Source organism: Micromonospora sp. NPDC051924, assembly GCF_055586005.1.
This window is the reverse complement of record NZ_JBVJJA010000001.1, coordinates 79,631-95,619: the sequence shown is the minus strand read 5'-3', so window position 1 is coordinate 95,619 and position 15,989 is coordinate 79,631. Positions and strand designations below refer to the sequence as shown.

Here is a 15,989-nt window from a genome sequence, read left to right as displayed (position 1 = left end):
GTGGAGGGCGGCGCGGCGACCGTGCTGGTGGTCGACGACAGCCGTACCAAGCGGTATCTGCTGGTGAGCTGGCTGGGCCGGGCCGGGTTCACGACCGTCGAGGCGGAGAACGGCGCCGAGGCGCTGGCCCTGGTGGAGAACGACCACATCGACCTGGTGGTGCTCGACGTCCGGCTGCCCGACATGAGCGGCTTCGAGGTCTGCGAGCGGATCAAGGAAGCCCACCCGGTGACGCCGGTCATCCACGTCTCCGCGCACGCGATCGACGTCGCGGACCGGACGCAGGGGCTGACCCGGGGCGCGGACGCGTACCTGGCCGAACCGATCGAGCCGGAGGAACTGGTCGCCACCGCGCACGCGGTGCTCCGCTACTACCAGGCCCGGCGGCGGGCTGAGCTGCTCGCCGAGCGGTTGACCGCGCTGGCCGACGCCACCGTGGAGATGCACGCCGCGGTGAACTTCGTCCGGCTGCTGGAGGCGGCGGCGTCCGGCGCCGCACGGATCTTCAAGAGCCCGGCGGCGGTGGTCGCGGAGACCTTTGACGGAGACTGCCTGGCCGGGGTGTCCGCCGGGCCGGACGCCGTGCCGGCGGTGGTGCCGTGGTCGGTGGACGACACCGGGGTGCCGATCGGCTCCACGGTCCGGATCGACGACCCCGGCAACTGGGGCCTGGCCGAGTGGCCGGCCGGTGACACGGTCACCGTCGCCGCCGCCCGGTTGCGTGCGGACCGGGCCCCGCTCTACGTGGTGGTGCCGACCGCCACTCAGACCGTCCGTACGCCGGTCCTGGTGCAGCTCGCCCAGGCGGTCGCCTCGGCGGTGGAGGCGCAGCGCTCCTTCGACGAGGAGCACCGCATCGCGGTCACCCTCCAGCGCAGCCTGCTGCCCCGCCGGCTGCCCGAGGTCGCCGGCCTCGACCTGGCCGTCCGTTACGAGCCGGCCAGCGCCCAGACCGAGGTCGGCGGCGACTTCTACGAGCTGGTGATGCTCGACGGCCACCTGCTCGTGGCGGTGGGCGACGTGGCCGGCCACTCGCTGCACGCCGCCACCGTGATGGCCGAGCTGCGGCACGCGGTGCGGGCGTACGCGGTGGAGGGGCACCAGCCCGGGGTGATCCTGGACCGGGTCAACGAGCTGATGCGGGCCCTGCTCCCCAGCGAGCAGGCCACGCTCTGCCTGCTGTTGCTGCACCCCGGGAGCGGGCTGATCCGGCTGGCCAGCGCCGGTCACCTGCCGGCCCTGATCAGCCGCGACGGGCGGGTGGAGTTCGTGCAGCACTCGGCGCCGCTGCTCGGGGTGCGCGCCCCCCGCCCGCCCGACCTGGAGTTCGTGCTGCCGGCCGGTGCCACGCTGGTCCTCTACACCGACGGGCTGATCGAGCGTCGGGACACCACCATCGACGACGGGCTGGCCGCGCTGAGCGTGGTCGCCACCCGGGTGGACGACGACCTGGACATGTTCTGTCAGCGGCTGCTGGTCGAGCTGGCGCCGCCCGAGATCCACGACGACGTCGCGGTGGTCGCCGTCCGCCGCCGCTGACCTGGGTGCGCGGAGGTGGTTGCCCGGGCCGACGATGTCGCCACACGATGTCATCGTCCGCCGGAGGCGGCCAGCGAGCGGGCGTACGCGGCGGGCGAGACCCCGGCCACTGCGGTGAACTCGCGGACCAGGTGGGCCTGGTCGGCGTACCCGAGATCGGCGGCGACCTGCGACCAGTCGAGCGGCCCGGCGGCAGCCTGTTCGATCGCCTCCTGGAGCCGGTACCGCCGGATCACCCACTTCGGGCCGACCCCGACGTGGTCCAGGAAGAGGCGCTGGAGCCGCCGGGTGGAGACGCCGTGCCGGCGGGCGAAGTCGTCCACCCGCAGGATGCTCCGGTCGGCGCGGATCTCCTCGACCAGCGCGGTCGCCTCGGCGGCGAGCGGGTCCGGTTCCGGTCCCCAGGCGGTGAGCAGGTCGTCCACCCGGCGGCACCGGTCGTCGTCGGTGCCCGGGCAGATCGGCGCGCCGGCGAAGGGCCCGGCGGGCAGCGGGCGCCTCTGTCCGGTCAGCTCGGCCACCGACCGGCGCCAGAAGGGGCGGAAGCCGCCGGGGCGGAACTGCACCCCGGTGACCCGGCCGACGTCGCGCAGGGTGACGGTGAACAGGGCCAGGCCCACGCCCGCGATCTCGCCCGTCTCCGGTCCGCCGTGCTGCGCCTGGAACACCACGTTGACCGCCGGGTGCGGGACCACCCGCTGGTCGAAGGGCTCGTCCAGCGCCCAGTCGATCAGCCAGTAGTGCTCGACGTACGGGCGCAGCGCCGGGGCGGGCAGCCGGCGCCGGAAACGGACCTGCCGCAGCAGCCGGTCGGGGTCGAGGATCCCCCGGCTGTCCCGCCGCGGTTCGTGTCGCATTTCTTCAAGACCACCCTCATACGCTGGCCCTATGACCACGAAGACTAGTGAGCTGCTGGCCGTCGCCGCGCCCCGGACGGTGGCGGTGGTCCACGGCATCTCCGACGACCAGTTCGACCTGCCCACCCCGTGCCCCGACTACACCGTCCGGGACCTGCTTCGGCACGTGTACGACGTGGTGGTCAACTTCCAGGCGTTGGCCCGGCGGCGGGAGGTGGACTGGTCGGCCAAGACCGACCACCTGACCGACGGCTGGCGGGACCGCTTCGCTGCGGAGACCGTACGCCTGATCGAGGCGTGGTCGGACCCGGCGGCGCTGGAGGGCGTCTCGCCGGGGATGGGACTGCCGCAGGAGACGGTCGGCGACATGGCCCTGATCGACCTGACCGTGCACGGCTGGGACCTGGCCCGGGCCACCGGGCAGCGGCTGGAGGTCGATCCGGCGGTGCTGGCGGCGGGGCACGGGTTCATGGACCGGATGGGCGACACCGGCCAGCAGATGGGCGCCTTCGGTACGCCCGTTCCCACCACGTCGGACGCGACCCCGCTGGACCGGCTGCTCGGCCGGACCGGCCGGGATCCCGGCTGGACCCCCTGAACCCGACCGGCCCGCGTGGCACCGCGCCACGCGGGCCGCTCTTGACATCACTATTCGCTGAGTGAATAGTGGCCGGGTGTCCACTTCGCACGTCCTGCTCGGGCTGCTCGCGACCGGCCCACGCCACGGGTACGAGCTGAAGCGCGCCCACGACGAGCGGCTGCCCCGGGCCCGCCCGTTGGCGTTCGGGCAGGTCTACGCCACCCTCGCCCGGCTCCAGCGGGACGGCCTCGTGGCCCCGGCCGGGCAGGAGCGGGAGGGTGGACCCGACCGCACCGCGTACGCGCTCACCGGGGAGGGCCGCGACGCGCTCGACCGGTGGCTCGCCACCGTCGAGCCACCCATGCCGTACGTGGCCAGCACGCTGTTCGCCAAGGTGGTGGTCGCGCTGCTGGTCGCCGACGTCGGCCGGGCCCGCGACTACCTGATCGCCCAACGCCGGGCGCACACCGCGCGGCTGCGCGAGCTGACCGCGGTGAAGACCGCCCCCGCGGCCAGCCTCGACGACGTGATCGCGGCCGACTTCGCCATCGCCCATCTCGACGCCGACCTGCGGTGGCTGCACACCACCCTGGACCGGGTCGCCGACTGGCACCGGGAGGTGCACTCGTGACGTATCTGCAGGCGCGCGGCGTGGTCCGGGCGTACGGCCGGACACCCGCCCTGCGCGGTGTGACGCTCGACGTGGCGGAGGGCGAGATCATCGCCGTCACCGGGCCCAGCGGCTGCGGCAAGTCCACCCTGCTGCACTGCCTCGCCGGCATCCTGCGCCCCGACGCCGGGCAGGTCACCTGGCGGGGCGAGCGGATCGACGGGTGGTCGGAGGCGGCCCGGTCCCGGCTACGGCGTACCGAGTTCGGGGTGCTGTTCCAGTTCGGTCAGCTGGTCGCCGAGCTGACCGCGGCGGAGAACGTCGCCCTTCCGCTGCTGCTCGCCGGCACGGGGCGGCGAGAGGCGCGGACGGCGGCGCTCAGCTGGCTCGAGCGGCTGGGCGTGGCCGAGGTGGCCGACGTCCGACCGGGTGAGATGTCCGGCGGGCAGCAGCAGCGCTGCGCCACCGCCCGCGCCCTGGTCACCGAGCCCCGGGTGCTCTTCGCCGACGAGCCGACCGGCGCGCTGGACACCCTCGCCGGCGAGCAGGTGCTCACCCACCTGGTCCGGCTCGCCCGGGAACAGCACACCACCGTCGTGCTGGTCACCCACGAGCCGAGGGTCGCCGGGTACGCCGACCGCGAGGTGACCCTGCGCGACGGGGTGGTCGACCACTCGGGCCTCGGCCTCGACGCGTCGCTGCCCGGCGGTCACCGGTGAGCCCGGGCACCCTGCTCCGGCTGGCCCTGGCCGGCACGCGTACGGACAGGGCCCGGGTGGCGCTGACCGCGCTGAGCGCCGCCCTCGCCACCATCTCCGGGCTGGCCGCGTTGACCGTGCTGGCGGTGGTCAAGCCAACCGGGGACGCGTGGGCCGAGTCCGTCCAGTACACCACCGCCCTGCTGCGGGAGCCGGGCCTGCGCCCGGGCGTCGCGTTCGCGCTGCTGATGCTGATGGTCCCGGTGCTCGGGCTGGCCGGGCAGTGCGCCCGGCTCGGCGCGCCGGCCCGGGACCGGCGGCTGGCCGCGCTGCGGCTGGCCGGGGCGACGCCCGGCGAGGTCACCCGGATCGCCGCCGTGGAGACCGGGTTGGCCAGCCTGCTCGGCACCCTCGCCGGCCTCGCCGTGCACCTGATCGGCCGTCGGCTGCTGCACCGGCCCGGCCCCGACGGTCGACTGCCGCTGCCCACCGACGTCCATCCGGCCCCGCCGGCGGTCGCCGCCGTGGTGATCGGGTTGCCCCTGGTCGCCGCCCTGGTCAGCGCCCTGCTGCTGCGCCGGGTGACCACCACCCCGTTCGGCGTGGTCCGGCGGGCGCGCAGCCGGGCCCCCTGGCCGTGGCCGGGCCTGCTGATCCTCGTCGGGCTGGCCATGTTCGCCGCCTTCCGGCCGGTCGGGCTCTGGTACGACCGCCGGCACGCCGAGCCGCCGATCTGGCTGCTGCCGGCGCTGCTGATCGTCGGCAGCCTGGCCGCCATGGTGGGCGTGGTCGCCGGCACCGGCTGGATCTCCCACGCCACCGGCCGGCTGCTGCACCGGTACGCCCGCCGCCCCGCCGCACTGCTCGCCGCGCGCCGGCTCACCGCCGACCCGTGGGCCGGCAGCCGGACGTTCGCCGCGCTGCTGGCCGCGCTCATCTTCGGTGCGGGCGCGGCCGGAATCCGGGCCGACTTCCTGGCCACGATGGAACTGAACCGTCGGATCGGTGGCGGGATGGGTGCCCCCGCGTCGTTCTACCTGGGAGCGATGGACCTGGTCGACCTCACGGTCGCGGTGGCGATGGCGATCGCGGCCGGCGGACTGCTGGTCGCCGTGGTGGAGGGGGTCACCGCCCGGCGGCGGGCGTACGCGGCGCTGGTGGCGACCGGCGTGCCCCGGGGCACGATCGGCCGTTCCCTGCTCTGGCAGTCGCTCGCCCCGGCGGTGCCCGCCATCACCCTCGCGCTGGCCGTCGGCTACCTGCTCGTACGGGGCGTCCACCGGGCACCGAGTGGCGGGGGCTATCCGGAGGAGGTGTGCGACGCGGGACAGCGGCTCTGCGGTGACCCACTGACCCGGGCGCAGTACACCCGGACCGAATGGGTGCCGAAGGTGACCGTGACGCCGGACGTACCGTGGGAGCAGCTCGCCTGGTTCGCGGCCGGCGGCCTGGCCGCGGTGCTGCTGACGGTCGGCGTCGGCCTGCTCTTCCTGCGGGCCGGCACGACGGTCGAGGAGTTGCGGACGACCTGATGTAACGCGGCGGCCGGGCCGGGCGCTGTTAGGGCCGGGAGGTCCACGGGTGGATCTCCCGAGCCGGGTACCCCGGCCGGTGCGGAGCGGAACAGCGGGAGAAATTGAGCATGCAGAACCAGCCCGGCGCCGCGCCGCCGGTGTTCGTCGACCGGACCGGCCGGCGGCGCCGGCTCACCGTGATCGCCGGCACGGCGATGGGCCTCGGTCTGCTCACCAGTCTCGGCCTGATCCTGGCCGGGCTCTTCTTCGACTCCTCGGTGCCGATCCCCGGCTGGTCGGAGACCAGGAACCACCCGCCGATCGAGGCCGGGGTCGACGCGCCCGGCCAGCCCCAGCAGGCGACCAGCGCGAGCCCGCAGCCCGAGCCGGCGACCGGGACGACGACCCCCCTGCCGTCGACCGGGCCGACCGCCACCCGCCTGACCACCCGGACCACCACGGCGCCCGTCCCGCAGGCGTCCACCAGCGTGCCGGGCCAGGGCGACGAGCACCGCAGCTCCGCCAAGCCGAGCAGGACCCCGGGCAAGCCCTGACCATGGCGCGACACGTCGCCCGCCCCGATCCCCGGGCCCACTGGATCCTGCTCCTGCTGGGCCTGTTCGTGCTGCTCGGAGCGTTGAGCTTCAACGGCCTGGTCACCAACGTCGGCGGGGGTTCCGGCCCGTCCGCGGAGCCCGGCCCCGACGCCTCCCGGCAGATCACCAGCGGCGGGCCGGTGCTGCGGCTGGACGGCCCGACGCCCGTCGCGCGGCGGCTCCCGTCCCAAACCCTGGCGCTGACCTTCGACGACGGGCCGGATCCGCGCTGGACCCCGCAGATCCTCGACGTGCTCCGCCGCTACCACGCGCACGCCACGTTCTTCGTGGTCGGCTCCCGGGTGGACGCGCATCCCGAGCTGGTCCGGCGGATCCTCGCCGAGGGGCACGAGATCGGCTCGCACACCTTCACCCATGCGGACCTGGGCGCCGTGCCGGCCTGGCGGGCCGGGGCCGAGCTCTCCTGGACCCGGAACGCGATCGCCGGGGTGACCGGCCGCGAGGTGACCCTGCTCCGGCTCCCGTTCTCGTCGACCACCGCCACGCTGACCGCGCCGCAGTACCGGGCGCTGCGGAACGCCGCCCGCAGCGGCCACGTCGGGGTGCTGGCCGACCGCGACGCCAAGGACTGGGAGCGCCCCGGCGTACCGGCCATCGTCCGGGCGGCCACCCCTCCGGGCGGCGCCGGCGCAGTGGTGCTCATGCACGACGGCGGCGGGGACCGCAGCCAGACGGTGACCGCGCTGGAGCAGCTGCTGCCCCGGCTCGGCCGCGAGGGATACCGGTTCACCACGGTGTCGGAGGGGATCGGAGCACCCGCCTCGATGCTCCCGGCCGGCGGCGGCGCCCGGATGAGCGGGACGGCGCTGCGCTGGGCGCAGACCGGTGCCGGCTGGCTGAGTTCGGCGATGAACCTGCTGCTCGGCGTGGCCCTGCTGCTCGGCGTGGCGCGGCTCGTGGTGCAGGTGTGCTGCGCCCAGCTGCACGTCCGCCGGGTCCGTCGGCCCCGCCACCGCCGGCCCGAGGTGACCGCGCCGGTCTCGGTGATCGTGCCGGCGTACAACGAGGCCGCCAACATCGCCGCGACCGTGCGGTCCCTGGTCGCCAGCGCCTACCCGGCACTGGAGGTGATCGTGGTCGACGACGGGTCCAGCGACGGTACCGCCGACATCGTCGAGCGGATGGGCCTGCGCGGGGTACGCGTCATCCGGCAGGCCAACGCCGGCAAGCCGGCCGCGTTGAACACCGGCATCCGGGCCGCCCGCGCCGACCTGCTGGTGCTGGTCGACGGGGACACCGTCTTCCAGCCGGACACGGTGTACCGGCTGGTCCAGGGCTTCGCCGACCCGACGGTCGGTGCGATCAGCGGCAACACCAAGGTGGCCAACCGGCGCGGCCTGCTGGGAAAGTGGCAGCACCTGGAGTACGTGATCGGCTTCAACCTCGACCGCCGGATGTACGACGTGCTCGAGTGCATGCCGACCATCCCCGGCGCGATCGGCGCGTTCCGCCGCGAGGTGCTGCTCGCTGTCGGGGGCGTACCCGCCGACACCCTGGCCGAGGACACCGACCTGACCATGAAGGTGCTCCGGGCCGGCTGGCGGGTGGTGTACGAGGAGGGCGCGATCGCCTGGACCGAGGCGCCGTCGTCGCTGCGTCAGCTCTGGCGGCAGCGGTACCGCTGGTGCTACGGCACGATGCAGGCGATGTGGAAGCACCGGCACGCGCTGAGCGAGCCGGGGGCGGGCGGGAAGCTGGGCCGGCGGGGCCTGCCGTACCTGACCGTGTTCCAGATCGTGCTGCCGCTGACCGCGCCGGCCGTCGACGTCTTCGCCGTCTACGGGCTGCTCTTCCTGCCGTGGTCGTCGCTCGTGCTGGCCTGGGCGGGGCTGCTCCTGCTGCAGGGGTTCACCGCCGCGTACGCGCTGCGCCTGGACCGGGAACGGTACGGCCCGCTGTGGACCCTGCCGCTCCAACAGCTCGTCTACCGGCAGGTGATGTACCTGGTGGTGGTGCAGTCGGTGGTCACCGCGGTGGTCGGCAACCGGCTGCGCTGGCAGCGGATGGCCCGTACGGGTGAGGCCGCCGCCCTGGTCGGCACCGGCCCGCCGCGCTGACCCCACGCCGTCGGCCGGCGGGAGCGCGAGTTGCGGCATTCCGGGGCTTCCAGGGCCGGGGAAGGGCCGGAATGCGGCATCTCGCGGCGGGCTGGCGCGGGGTCAGCGGCCGCCGAAGAGGCCGGCGGACCAGGACAGGCCGAGACCGAGGACGGCCGAGCAGCAGCAGACCAGCAGGGCGGCGGCGACCACCGCGAGGATCACCCAGGTCGGCCCGCGTCGCGCCGCCCCCGCCCCGGGTACGTCCGCCCCGTCCGCCGCCCGGTCCTCCTCGCTCATCCGGCGGAGTCTAGGCCGCCACGGCAGGATCGCGCTCAATCATGGATGTAGTGGTGCCGCACGGGCGGCGAGGGGACTGTTTCCAGGATCGAGCGCGGTCACCGGACTGAGCCCGGCCCGCGATCATGGGCGGCGGAGCGGGCGGGGGCCGGGCAGGATGGGGCGATGGAGCTGGTCTCGATCGCTGACGTCCGGATCGCCGCCGACGACATCGCCGGGACGGTGGTGCGTACCCCGCTGCTGCCGACGCTCTGGGACGACGAGCTGTGGCTCAAGCCGGAGAACCTGCAACCGGTGGGGTCGTTCAAGCTGCGCGGGGCGACCCACGCGGTGGCCCGGCTCGACCCGGCGGCCCGGTCCCGGGGCGTGGTGACCCACTCCTCGGGCAACCACGGGCAGGCCCTCGCGTACGCGGCCCGGGCCTTCGGCGTGCCCTGCACGGTGGTCGTCCCCGAGGGCGCGCCGCGGGTGAAGGTGGACCGGATCCGCGGGCTCGGCGCCGAGGTGCGACTCGTCCCGCCGGCCCGCCGGCTGGTCGAGGCGGAGCGGATCGTGGCCGCGACCGGGGCCGCGCTGGTGCCCCCCTTCGACCATCCGCGGATCATCGCCGGGCAGGGCACCATCGGGCTGGAGATCGTCGCCGACCTGCCCGAGGTGGACGTCGTACTGGTGCCGGTGGGTGGCGGTGGGCTCTCCTCCGGCGTGGCCACGGCGCTACGGGCGCTGCGCCCGTCGGCGGCCGTGATCGGGGTGGAACCGGAGTTGGCCGCCGACGCCCGGGACTCCCTGACCGCCGGCGAGGTGGTGGTCTGGGACGTCGAGCGGACCTACCGCACCAGCGCGGACGGGCTGCGCACCAACCTGTCCGCGCTGACCCTCGCCCACCTGCGGGAACGGCTCGACCGCATCGTCACGGTCAGCGAGGAGGAGATCGCCGCGGCGCTGGCCCGGCTGGTCCGCGAGGCCCGGCTGGTGGCCGAGCCGAGCGGTGCGGTGGCGCTGGCGGCCCGGCTGTTCCACCGGGACGAGCTGCCGCCGGGCCGGACCGTCGCCGTGGTCACCGGCGGCAACGTCGACCCGGCGGTGCTCGCGTCGGCGCTGGCCTGAGCGGAGGGGCCGGTCGGCCCCTCCGCCGGTGGGTCACGCGCGGCCGAGGCGGTCCAGGATCCAGGCGTTGATGAAGGCCTCCTCGCGCCAGGCGTCGTACCGGCCGCTGGGGCCGCCGTGCCCGGCGCCCATCTCGGTCTTGAGCAGGTAGTCGCCCTGCGGCGCGACGGCCCGCAGCCGGGCGACCCACTTGGCCGGCTCGTGGTAGAGCACCCGGGTGTCGTTGAGGCTGGTCACCGCGAGGATGGCCGGGTAGTCGACCGCGGTCACGTTCTCGTACGGGGTGTACGACTTCATGTACGTGTACACCTCGGGGTCGTCGAGGGGGTTGCCCCACTCCTCCCACTCGGTGACGGTGAGCGGCAGGGACGGGTCGAGGATCGAGGTGAGCGCGTCCACGAAGGGCACCTGCGCGACGATCCCGGCGAAGGCGTCCGGGGCGAGGTTGGCCACCGCCCCCATCAGCAGGCCGCCGGCCGAGGCACCCCGGGCGACCAGCCGGTCACTCGTGGTCCAGCCGGCCTTGACCAGGTGCCGGGCACAGGCCACGAAGTCGGTGAAGGTGTTCTTCTTGGCCAGCAGCTTGCCTTCGTCGTACCAGCGCCGGCCCAGCTCACCACCGCCGCGGATGTGCGCGACGGCGAAGATGACGCCCCGGTCGAGCAGGCTGAGCCGGGCGATCGAGAACCACGGGTCCATGCTCGCCTCGTACGAGCCGTAGCCGTAGATGACGCAGGGGGCGGAGCCGTCGCGCGGGGTGTCCTTGCGGCAGACCAGTGAGATCGGCACCCGGGTGCCGTCGTCGGCGAGGGCCCAGTCCCGGTGCTGCTCGTAGTCGGCCGGGTCGTAGGCCCGCCCGTCCGGGCCCGGCCGGACCGGCTTGCGCCGGCGCAGCACCATCTGCCGGGTCACCAGGTCGTAGTCGTAGACCGAGTCCGGGGTGACCAGCGAGGTGTAGCGCAGCCGCACCTCGGTGGTGCGGTATTCCGGGTTGGCGTCCAGCCCGACGCTGTAGAGCGGCTCGGGGAAGTCGATGTCGAAGCGGTCGCCGCCGCCGATCGGCAGCACCCGAAGGCCGGTCAGCCCGTTGCTGCGCAGCGAGACGACCAGATGGTTCTCGAACGCGTCGACGGCCTCCAGCCGGGTGCCGGGGGTGTGCGGGATCAGTGGGGTCCAGTCGCCGGGCGCGTCGGCCGAGGTGTACGTCAGCGCGAAGTCCTCCGCACCGTCGTTGTGCAGGATCAGGAACCGGTGCCCGTGGTGCTCCACCGCGTACTCGACACCCTGCCGGCGCGGGGCGATGATCGCCGGCTCGCCGGTCGGGTTGGCGGCCGGGATCACCCGTACCTCGCTGGTGATCTTGCTGTGGATGTCGATGACCACGAACCGTTCGGAGCGGGTCAGCTCGACGCCCACCCAGAACCGCTCGTCGTCCTCCTGGTGGACCACGACGTCCTCACCCGACGGGGTGCCCACGGCGTGCCGCCAGACGCGGTTCGGCCGCCACGCGTCGTCCACCGTGACGTAGAAGAGCGTGGAGGCGTCGCTCGACCAGGCGGTGCCGTAGAAGGTGTCCGGGATCTCGTCGGGCAGCACCTCGCCGGTCGACAGGTCCTTGATCCGCAGGGTGAACCGCTCGTCGCCGGAGAAGTCCGTGGAGTAGGCCAGCCAGCGCCCGTCAGGGCTGACGTCGAACGCGCCGAGCGAGAAGAAGTCGTGTCCCTCGGCGAGCTGGTTGCCGTCGAGCAGCACCTCCTCACCGTCGAGTGGGGCGCCGTCCTCGCTGACCGGCGGCGCGGTCTCGCCGTCGCGGACGGCCCGGCGGCACTGCACCCCGTACTGCTGTCCCTCGACGGTGCGGGTGTAGTACCAGTAGCCGTCCTTGCGGGTGGGCACCGACAGGTCGGTCTCCTGGGTGCGCCGGCGGGTCTCCTCGAACAGGGTCGTGCGCAGCTGCTCCAGGTGCGCGGTGCGCGTCTCGGTGTACGCGTTCTCCGCGGTCAGGTAGGCGATCGTCGCCGGGTCGTCCTTGGCGGTGAGCCAGGCGTACTCGTCGACGACGGTGTCGCCGTGGTGGGTGCGCTCGGTCGGGACGCGCTTGGCGACGGGCACGGGCGACGGCTCCAGGTCGCGGCGCGACGACGGACCGGCGGTCATTCGGTCCGGAGCGCCGCCGAGCGGCGCGGAGGCCGAATCACGGCCGCCAGCCGAGCCGGCGTTGTCGGGGGTATCGGTGGTCACGGCGTCACGTTACCGGCCGGGGACGCGCCTCCGGGCGTGCGCGCCGAGCCCGGTTGCGGCGACACGCCACCAGCTCTTTCGAACATGTGTACGATAACCGCCATGGCGGCTGCAGCGAGTTCCACCGATCGACCCGGAGCCCTCGAGATAACCCGACGACTGGCGGAGATCTGCGGCCCGCCGTTCGCCCGCTTCGCCGGCGCGGCCGACGAGGTGGCCGGCCGGACGGCCCGCTGGGTGGCGGTGCCGGGCGGCCCGCACGCCGCCGCCGAGGTGCTGCGGCTGGCCGCCGCGCACGGCCTGACCGTGGTGCCGCGCGGTGCCGGCACCAAGATCGACTGGGGGGCGGCCCCGGAGCAGGTCGACATCATGCTCGACACCGGCCGGCTCGCCGGGGTCTGGCACGAGCCGCAGGGTTCGACGCTGGCCGAGGTCGGGGCCGGCACCCCGCTGCGGGCGGTGCAGGCGGCCCTGGAGCGCGCCGGCCGGCGGCTGCCGATCGACGCGCCGTCCCCGGGGGCGACCGTGGGCGGGGTGCTCGCCGCCGACGAGGCGGGCCCGCTCCGGCACCGGCACGGGACCCCGTGCGCCCAGCTCGTCGGCGTGCGCTATCTGGACGCCGAGGGCGAGCTGGTGAGCCTGGGCGAGGCCGGCACCGCGCAGCTCGGCCGGGCGGCGCCGGCCGGGTCCGGCACCGCGCAGTTCGGCAGCGCGGCGCCGGCCGGCGACGGCACGGCGCACCGGGGCGCCGCGGCCCTCTTCGGCCGTGGCGACCTGCCGGGGCTGGACGTGGCTCGGCTGCTCTGCGGCTCGCAGGGCGGCCTCGGGGTGCTGGTGTCGGCCACCATGCGGGTGCAGGCGGTGCCGGCCAGCCGCGTCTGGGTGTCCCGCCCGGTCTGGACCCCGCTGGAGGTGCACGACCTGGTCCGGGCGGTGCTCGGCGCCGGGCTGGACCCGGCGGCCGTCGAGCTGGACCTGCCGATCCCGGTGCCGCTGCCGCGCCGGCGGGTGAGCCCGTTCCACCCCTCCGTCGTCGGGCGCCCCGATCATCCGGCGGTGACCGGGCGGCCGACCCGGCCGGCCGCGGCGGGGAGCCTGGTGGTGCTCCTGGAGGGCGGCCCGGCGCACGTGGCGGAGCGGGCGGACCGGCTGGTCGAGGTGCTCGGCGACGAGGCGGTGGTCAGCCACTCCGCGCCGGAGTGGTGGGGGCGCTACCCGTTCGCCCCGGGGGACACCGCGCTGCGGATCGAGGTGCCCATCAACGACCTGCACGCGGCGGTCTACGCGTTGCGCGACGCGGCCGGCGGGCCGGTGCCGGTCCGGGGCTCCGCCGGGGTCGGTACGGTGCGCGCCGCGCTGCCCGGGTCGCTGCCGCCGGAGCGGGTGGCCTCGATCCTGTCCGCCGTCCGTGGGGTCCTGCTGGCCCGGCAGGGTCGGTGCGTGGTGGTCGCCGCGCCTGGGCCGGTCCGCCGGGCGGTCGACCTGTGGGGCGAGCTGCCCACCCTGTCCCGCCTCCGGGTCGCCAAGGCCCACCTCGACCCCAGCCACCGCCTTGCCCCCGGCCGCCTCCCCGGCGGCCTCTGACCCCCACCCCGCCCCCGGGCGTCCGCCCCCGGCCCGCCCACCCCGCCCCGGACCATTTTGATCAAGAGGTTTGCGTCAGGATCCGCCCCCTGGCCGACGCAAACTTCTTGATCAACAGTCCGGGGCGCCAGCCTGCCGGGGCGGTGACCGAGGGGTGGGAGTCCGGTGGGTCAGAGGGCGTCGTTGCGGAGGACGAGGACGGCGATGTCGTCGCGCGGGGGTTCGACCGAGAAGCCGATCGCGGTGGCGCGCAGACGGGCCGCCACCACGTCGGCGGAGTAGCCGGCGAGCGGGGCCGCCGACTCGCGCAGCCGGTCCGTGCCGAACAGTTCCCGGCCGCGCCGCCGCTCGGTGACCCCGTCGGTGTAGAAGATCAGCGCGTCGCCCGGCCCGAGCGGGACCTCCGCCGTGGGTGTGGCGATCGAGTCGAGCAGACCGAGCGCGGTGCCGCCGGTGCCGACGAAGCCGGCCCCGCCCCCGCCCCGCAGCAGCACCGGGCGGTCGTGCCCGGCCAGGTGCAGCGAGACGTCGAGCTGCCGGTCCTCGCCCGGCCCGACCGCCGCCAGCGCGAGCGTGCAGTACCGGCCGCCACCGCGGTCGACCAGCGTCTCGTTCAGCCGGACCAGCACCTCCGGCAGCGGCTTGCCGTCGCCGACGAGCACCCGGATCACGTCCCGCACCAGGCCGGTGACCGCCGCCGCCTGCACGCCCTTGCCGGAGACGTCCCCGATGACCACCAGCCACCGGCCGTCCGGGAGGGGCACCACGTCGTAGAAGTCGCCGCCGACCTCGGCCTCGTCGCCGGTGGGCACGTACTCGGCGGCGAAGCCGATGCCCTCGACCACCGGGAGCACCGGCGGCAGCAGCGACTTCTGCAGGGTCTGGGCGACCCGGCGCCGCTCGGCGTGGATCCGGGCGTTCTCGATGGCCAGCGCCGCCCGTCGGGCCACGTCCTCCAGCACCGAGACCTCGTCCGGGTCGTGCCGGTGCCGCTGGTGGCGGCCGACGGCCAGGGTGCCGAGCCGCTGCCCGCGGGCGATCAGCGGTACGGCGAAGCCCTCCATCGGCCCGCTCAACGGCACCTGCGCCGCGCTCCGGGACGCCTCCCGCAGCCGGGCCTGGATCGAGTCCGGCCCGGTCTCCCGGAGCACCCGGTGCAGCTGCGGCAGCATCGCCTCGTCCGCGTGGCTGGCCGCGGCCAGCCGGAGCCGGCCCCACTCGTCGGTGGTGTGCACCGCGCACCACTGGCCGAGCCGGGGCACCACCAGCTGCGGGACGAGCGCCATGGTCAGCTCGACGTCGAGGGACTGGGCGAGCAGCTCGCTCGCCTCGGCGAGGAAGGTCAGCCAGGCCGACCGGCGGATGTCCGCCCGGCGCAGCCGGTCGTTCTCGAGGTGCAGCGAGAGCCGCTCGGCGGCCAGCACGGCCAGCGGCCGGGCGTACGCCGAGGGCGCGGCGTCCAGCTCCAGCTCACCGGCGTACGGGCGGTGCACGGCGAGCGGCACCCGGAGCAGGTCGTTGCCCTCCTGGGGCGGCCGGCCGTACCGGGCGAGCACCTGGCTGCCCTGTCCGTCGCCCCGGTCGAGCCGGACCACGCCGCCGGCCGCGCCCACCATCTCGGCGAGCCGCGTCAGCAGCTCGGCGGCGAACTCCGGCAGCGGATCGTCCGCGTACGGATCGGGGTTGGTCTGCATCAGCTCGCTCATCGCGGCGGCGCTCGGGGTGGTCTCCCCGGTGGCGTCCGCGCCGTCGACGGGCGGACGGCGATCGACCGCGACCGGCCGGGCGGACGGCGGCGCGTCGGGCCGGTCGAGCCGGAACCAGACCCCCTTCCCCGTGGGCAGGTACGTGGTGCCCCACCGGCTGGCGAAGTGGTCGACCAGCAGCAGGCCCCGCCCGCGCTCGGCCACGTCGGTGATCTCGGCGGCATCGTTGCGCACGCCGACCACCAGCTCCTCGACCGGGCCGGAGGCGAAGTCGGTGACCGTCACGGTCAGTCCCGTGTCGTCCGCCTCGACCTCGATGTCCAGTTCGGTGCGCGCGTGTTCGACGGCGTTGGTGGTGAGTTCGGTGGTGAGCAGCAGCGCCTCGTTGGCCAGACCGGACAGCCCGGCCTCGATGAGCACGGACCGGACCAGGGCGCGGGCGGCGGCGGGCGTACGCCGGTCGGCGGGAAGCCGGACCCGGCGGACGTGCTCGTCCGAGCCGCCGCTCGTCGCCGGCTTCTCCTCCGCTGACACCTCCGTATCCTCCACCGCCGCCACCCCGGGTGCCAAGCCGTCCCCCCGATCACGCCGGGCGGCGCC

Annotated in this window: 13 protein-coding genes; 9 read left to right on the top strand and 4 right to left on the bottom strand. The window is 75.0% G+C overall.

The genetic code is table 11. From position 1 onward, the window contains the following. Positions 1 to 1,539: a SpoIIE family protein phosphatase gene (locus ACZ6S5_RS00445; RefSeq protein WP_465996216.1), complete on the top strand. Its 1,539-nt coding sequence runs from the start codon at positions 1 to 3 to the stop codon at positions 1,537 to 1,539. Positions 1,540 to 1,589: 50 nt separating this feature from the next. On the opposite strand, the gene ACZ6S5_RS00440 is transcribed toward ACZ6S5_RS00445, so the two are convergent. Next, positions 1,590 to 2,396, bottom strand: a complete 807-nt coding sequence (locus ACZ6S5_RS00440; protein WP_465996214.1) for a DUF6597 domain-containing transcriptional factor — start codon at positions 2,394 to 2,396, stop codon at positions 1,590 to 1,592. A gap of 31 nt (positions 2,397 to 2,427) precedes the next feature. On the opposite strand from ACZ6S5_RS00440, the gene ACZ6S5_RS00435 reads away from it, so the two are divergent. The 6 genes from ACZ6S5_RS00435 to ACZ6S5_RS00410 all read left to right on the top strand — a co-directional run bounded on the left by ACZ6S5_RS00435 (position 2,428) and on the right by ACZ6S5_RS00410 (position 8,472). After that, positions 2,428 to 2,994 carry a TIGR03086 family metal-binding protein gene (locus ACZ6S5_RS00435; protein ID WP_465996212.1) on the top strand — a complete coding sequence of 189 codons (567 nt, stop codon included), beginning with the start codon at positions 2,428 to 2,430 and terminating at the stop codon, positions 2,992 to 2,994. 76 nt (positions 2,995 to 3,070) lie between these two features. Beyond that, positions 3,071 to 3,607, top strand: coding sequence for a PadR family transcriptional regulator (locus ACZ6S5_RS00430; RefSeq protein ID WP_465996211.1), 537 nt, complete (start codon positions 3,071 to 3,073; stop codon positions 3,605 to 3,607). Further along, positions 3,604 to 4,305 carry an ABC transporter ATP-binding protein gene (locus ACZ6S5_RS00425; protein ID WP_465996209.1) on the top strand — a complete coding sequence of 234 codons (702 nt, stop codon included), beginning with the start codon at positions 3,604 to 3,606 and terminating at the stop codon, positions 4,303 to 4,305. The genes ACZ6S5_RS00430 and ACZ6S5_RS00425 overlap by 4 nt, the downstream gene beginning before the upstream one ends. After that, positions 4,302 to 5,816 (top strand): FtsX-like permease family protein, encoded by a 1,515-nt coding sequence (locus ACZ6S5_RS00420; RefSeq protein ID WP_465996207.1) that lies wholly within the window; start codon positions 4,302 to 4,304, stop codon positions 5,814 to 5,816. The genes ACZ6S5_RS00425 and ACZ6S5_RS00420 overlap by 4 nt, the downstream gene beginning before the upstream one ends. A 110-nt stretch (positions 5,817 to 5,926) precedes the next feature. Continuing rightward, positions 5,927 to 6,352, top strand: a complete 426-nt coding sequence (locus ACZ6S5_RS00415; protein ID WP_465996205.1) for a hypothetical protein — start codon at positions 5,927 to 5,929, stop codon at positions 6,350 to 6,352. Between the two features lie 2 nt (positions 6,353 to 6,354). Continuing rightward, a complete protein-coding gene (locus tag ACZ6S5_RS00410) occupies positions 6,355 to 8,472 on the top strand; it encodes a bifunctional polysaccharide deacetylase/glycosyltransferase family 2 protein (protein WP_465996203.1) in 2,118 nt (705 codons plus the stop codon). Between the two features lie 102 nt (positions 8,473 to 8,574). Here the strand turns inward: ACZ6S5_RS00410 and ACZ6S5_RS00405 are convergent, their stop codons facing one another. Continuing rightward, the gene (locus ACZ6S5_RS00405; protein ID WP_465996201.1) at positions 8,575 to 8,751 is read right to left on the bottom strand and encodes a hypothetical protein; all 177 of its coding nucleotides are present in this window, start codon (positions 8,749 to 8,751) and stop codon (positions 8,575 to 8,577) included. Between the two features lie 165 nt (positions 8,752 to 8,916). Between ACZ6S5_RS00405 and ACZ6S5_RS00400 the strand changes: the two genes are divergently transcribed. Next, positions 8,917 to 9,858: a threonine ammonia-lyase gene (locus ACZ6S5_RS00400; protein ID WP_465996199.1), complete on the top strand. Its 942-nt coding sequence runs from the start codon at positions 8,917 to 8,919 to the stop codon at positions 9,856 to 9,858. Between the two features lie 33 nt (positions 9,859 to 9,891). Here ACZ6S5_RS00400 and ACZ6S5_RS00395 read toward each other — a convergent pair whose 3' ends face one another. Beyond that, positions 9,892 to 12,015, bottom strand: coding sequence for a S9 family peptidase (locus tag ACZ6S5_RS00395; RefSeq protein WP_465996516.1), 2,124 nt, complete (start codon positions 12,013 to 12,015; stop codon positions 9,892 to 9,894). 186 nt (positions 12,016 to 12,201) lie between these two features. Between ACZ6S5_RS00395 and ACZ6S5_RS00390 the strand changes: the two genes are divergently transcribed. Beyond that, on the top strand, positions 12,202 to 13,683 hold the full coding sequence (locus ACZ6S5_RS00390) for an FAD-binding oxidoreductase (RefSeq protein ID WP_465996197.1): 1,482 nt from the start codon (positions 12,202 to 12,204) through the stop codon (positions 13,681 to 13,683). A 170-nt stretch (positions 13,684 to 13,853) separates the two neighbouring features. Here the strand turns inward: ACZ6S5_RS00390 and ACZ6S5_RS00385 are convergent, their stop codons facing one another. Then, entirely contained in the window at positions 13,854 to 15,923 is a 2,070-nt protein-coding gene (locus ACZ6S5_RS00385; RefSeq protein WP_465996195.1) for a SpoIIE family protein phosphatase, read from the bottom strand. Positions 15,924 to 15,989 lie beyond the last annotated feature (66 nt).

What these genes read in the sequence shown, in the direction of transcription:
- ACZ6S5_RS00415 (WP_465996205.1), top strand. Translation starts at nt 5,927, where the DNA reads ATGCAGAACCAGCCCGGCGCCGCGCCGCCGGTGTTCGTCGACCGGACC.
- ACZ6S5_RS00410 (WP_465996203.1), top strand. Translation starts at nt 6,355, where the DNA reads ATGGCGCGACACGTCGCCCGCCCCGATCCCCGGGCCCACTGGATCCTG.
- ACZ6S5_RS00390 (WP_465996197.1), top strand. Translation starts at nt 12,202, where the DNA reads ATGGCGGCTGCAGCGAGTTCCACCGATCGACCCGGAGCCCTCGAGATA.
- ACZ6S5_RS00405 (WP_465996201.1), bottom strand. Translation starts at nt 8,751, where the DNA reads ATGAGCGAGGAGGACCGGGCGGCGGACGGGGCGGACGTACCCGGGGCG.
- ACZ6S5_RS00395 (WP_465996516.1), bottom strand. Translation starts at nt 12,015, where the DNA reads ATGACCGCCGGTCCGTCGTCGCGCCGCGACCTGGAGCCGTCGCCCGTG.
- ACZ6S5_RS00435 (WP_465996212.1), top strand. Translation starts at nt 2,428, where the DNA reads ATGACCACGAAGACTAGTGAGCTGCTGGCCGTCGCCGCGCCCCGGACG.
- ACZ6S5_RS00400 (WP_465996199.1), top strand. Translation starts at nt 8,917, where the DNA reads ATGGAGCTGGTCTCGATCGCTGACGTCCGGATCGCCGCCGACGACATC.
- ACZ6S5_RS00440 (WP_465996214.1), bottom strand. Translation starts at nt 2,396, where the DNA reads ATGCGACACGAACCGCGGCGGGACAGCCGGGGGATCCTCGACCCCGAC.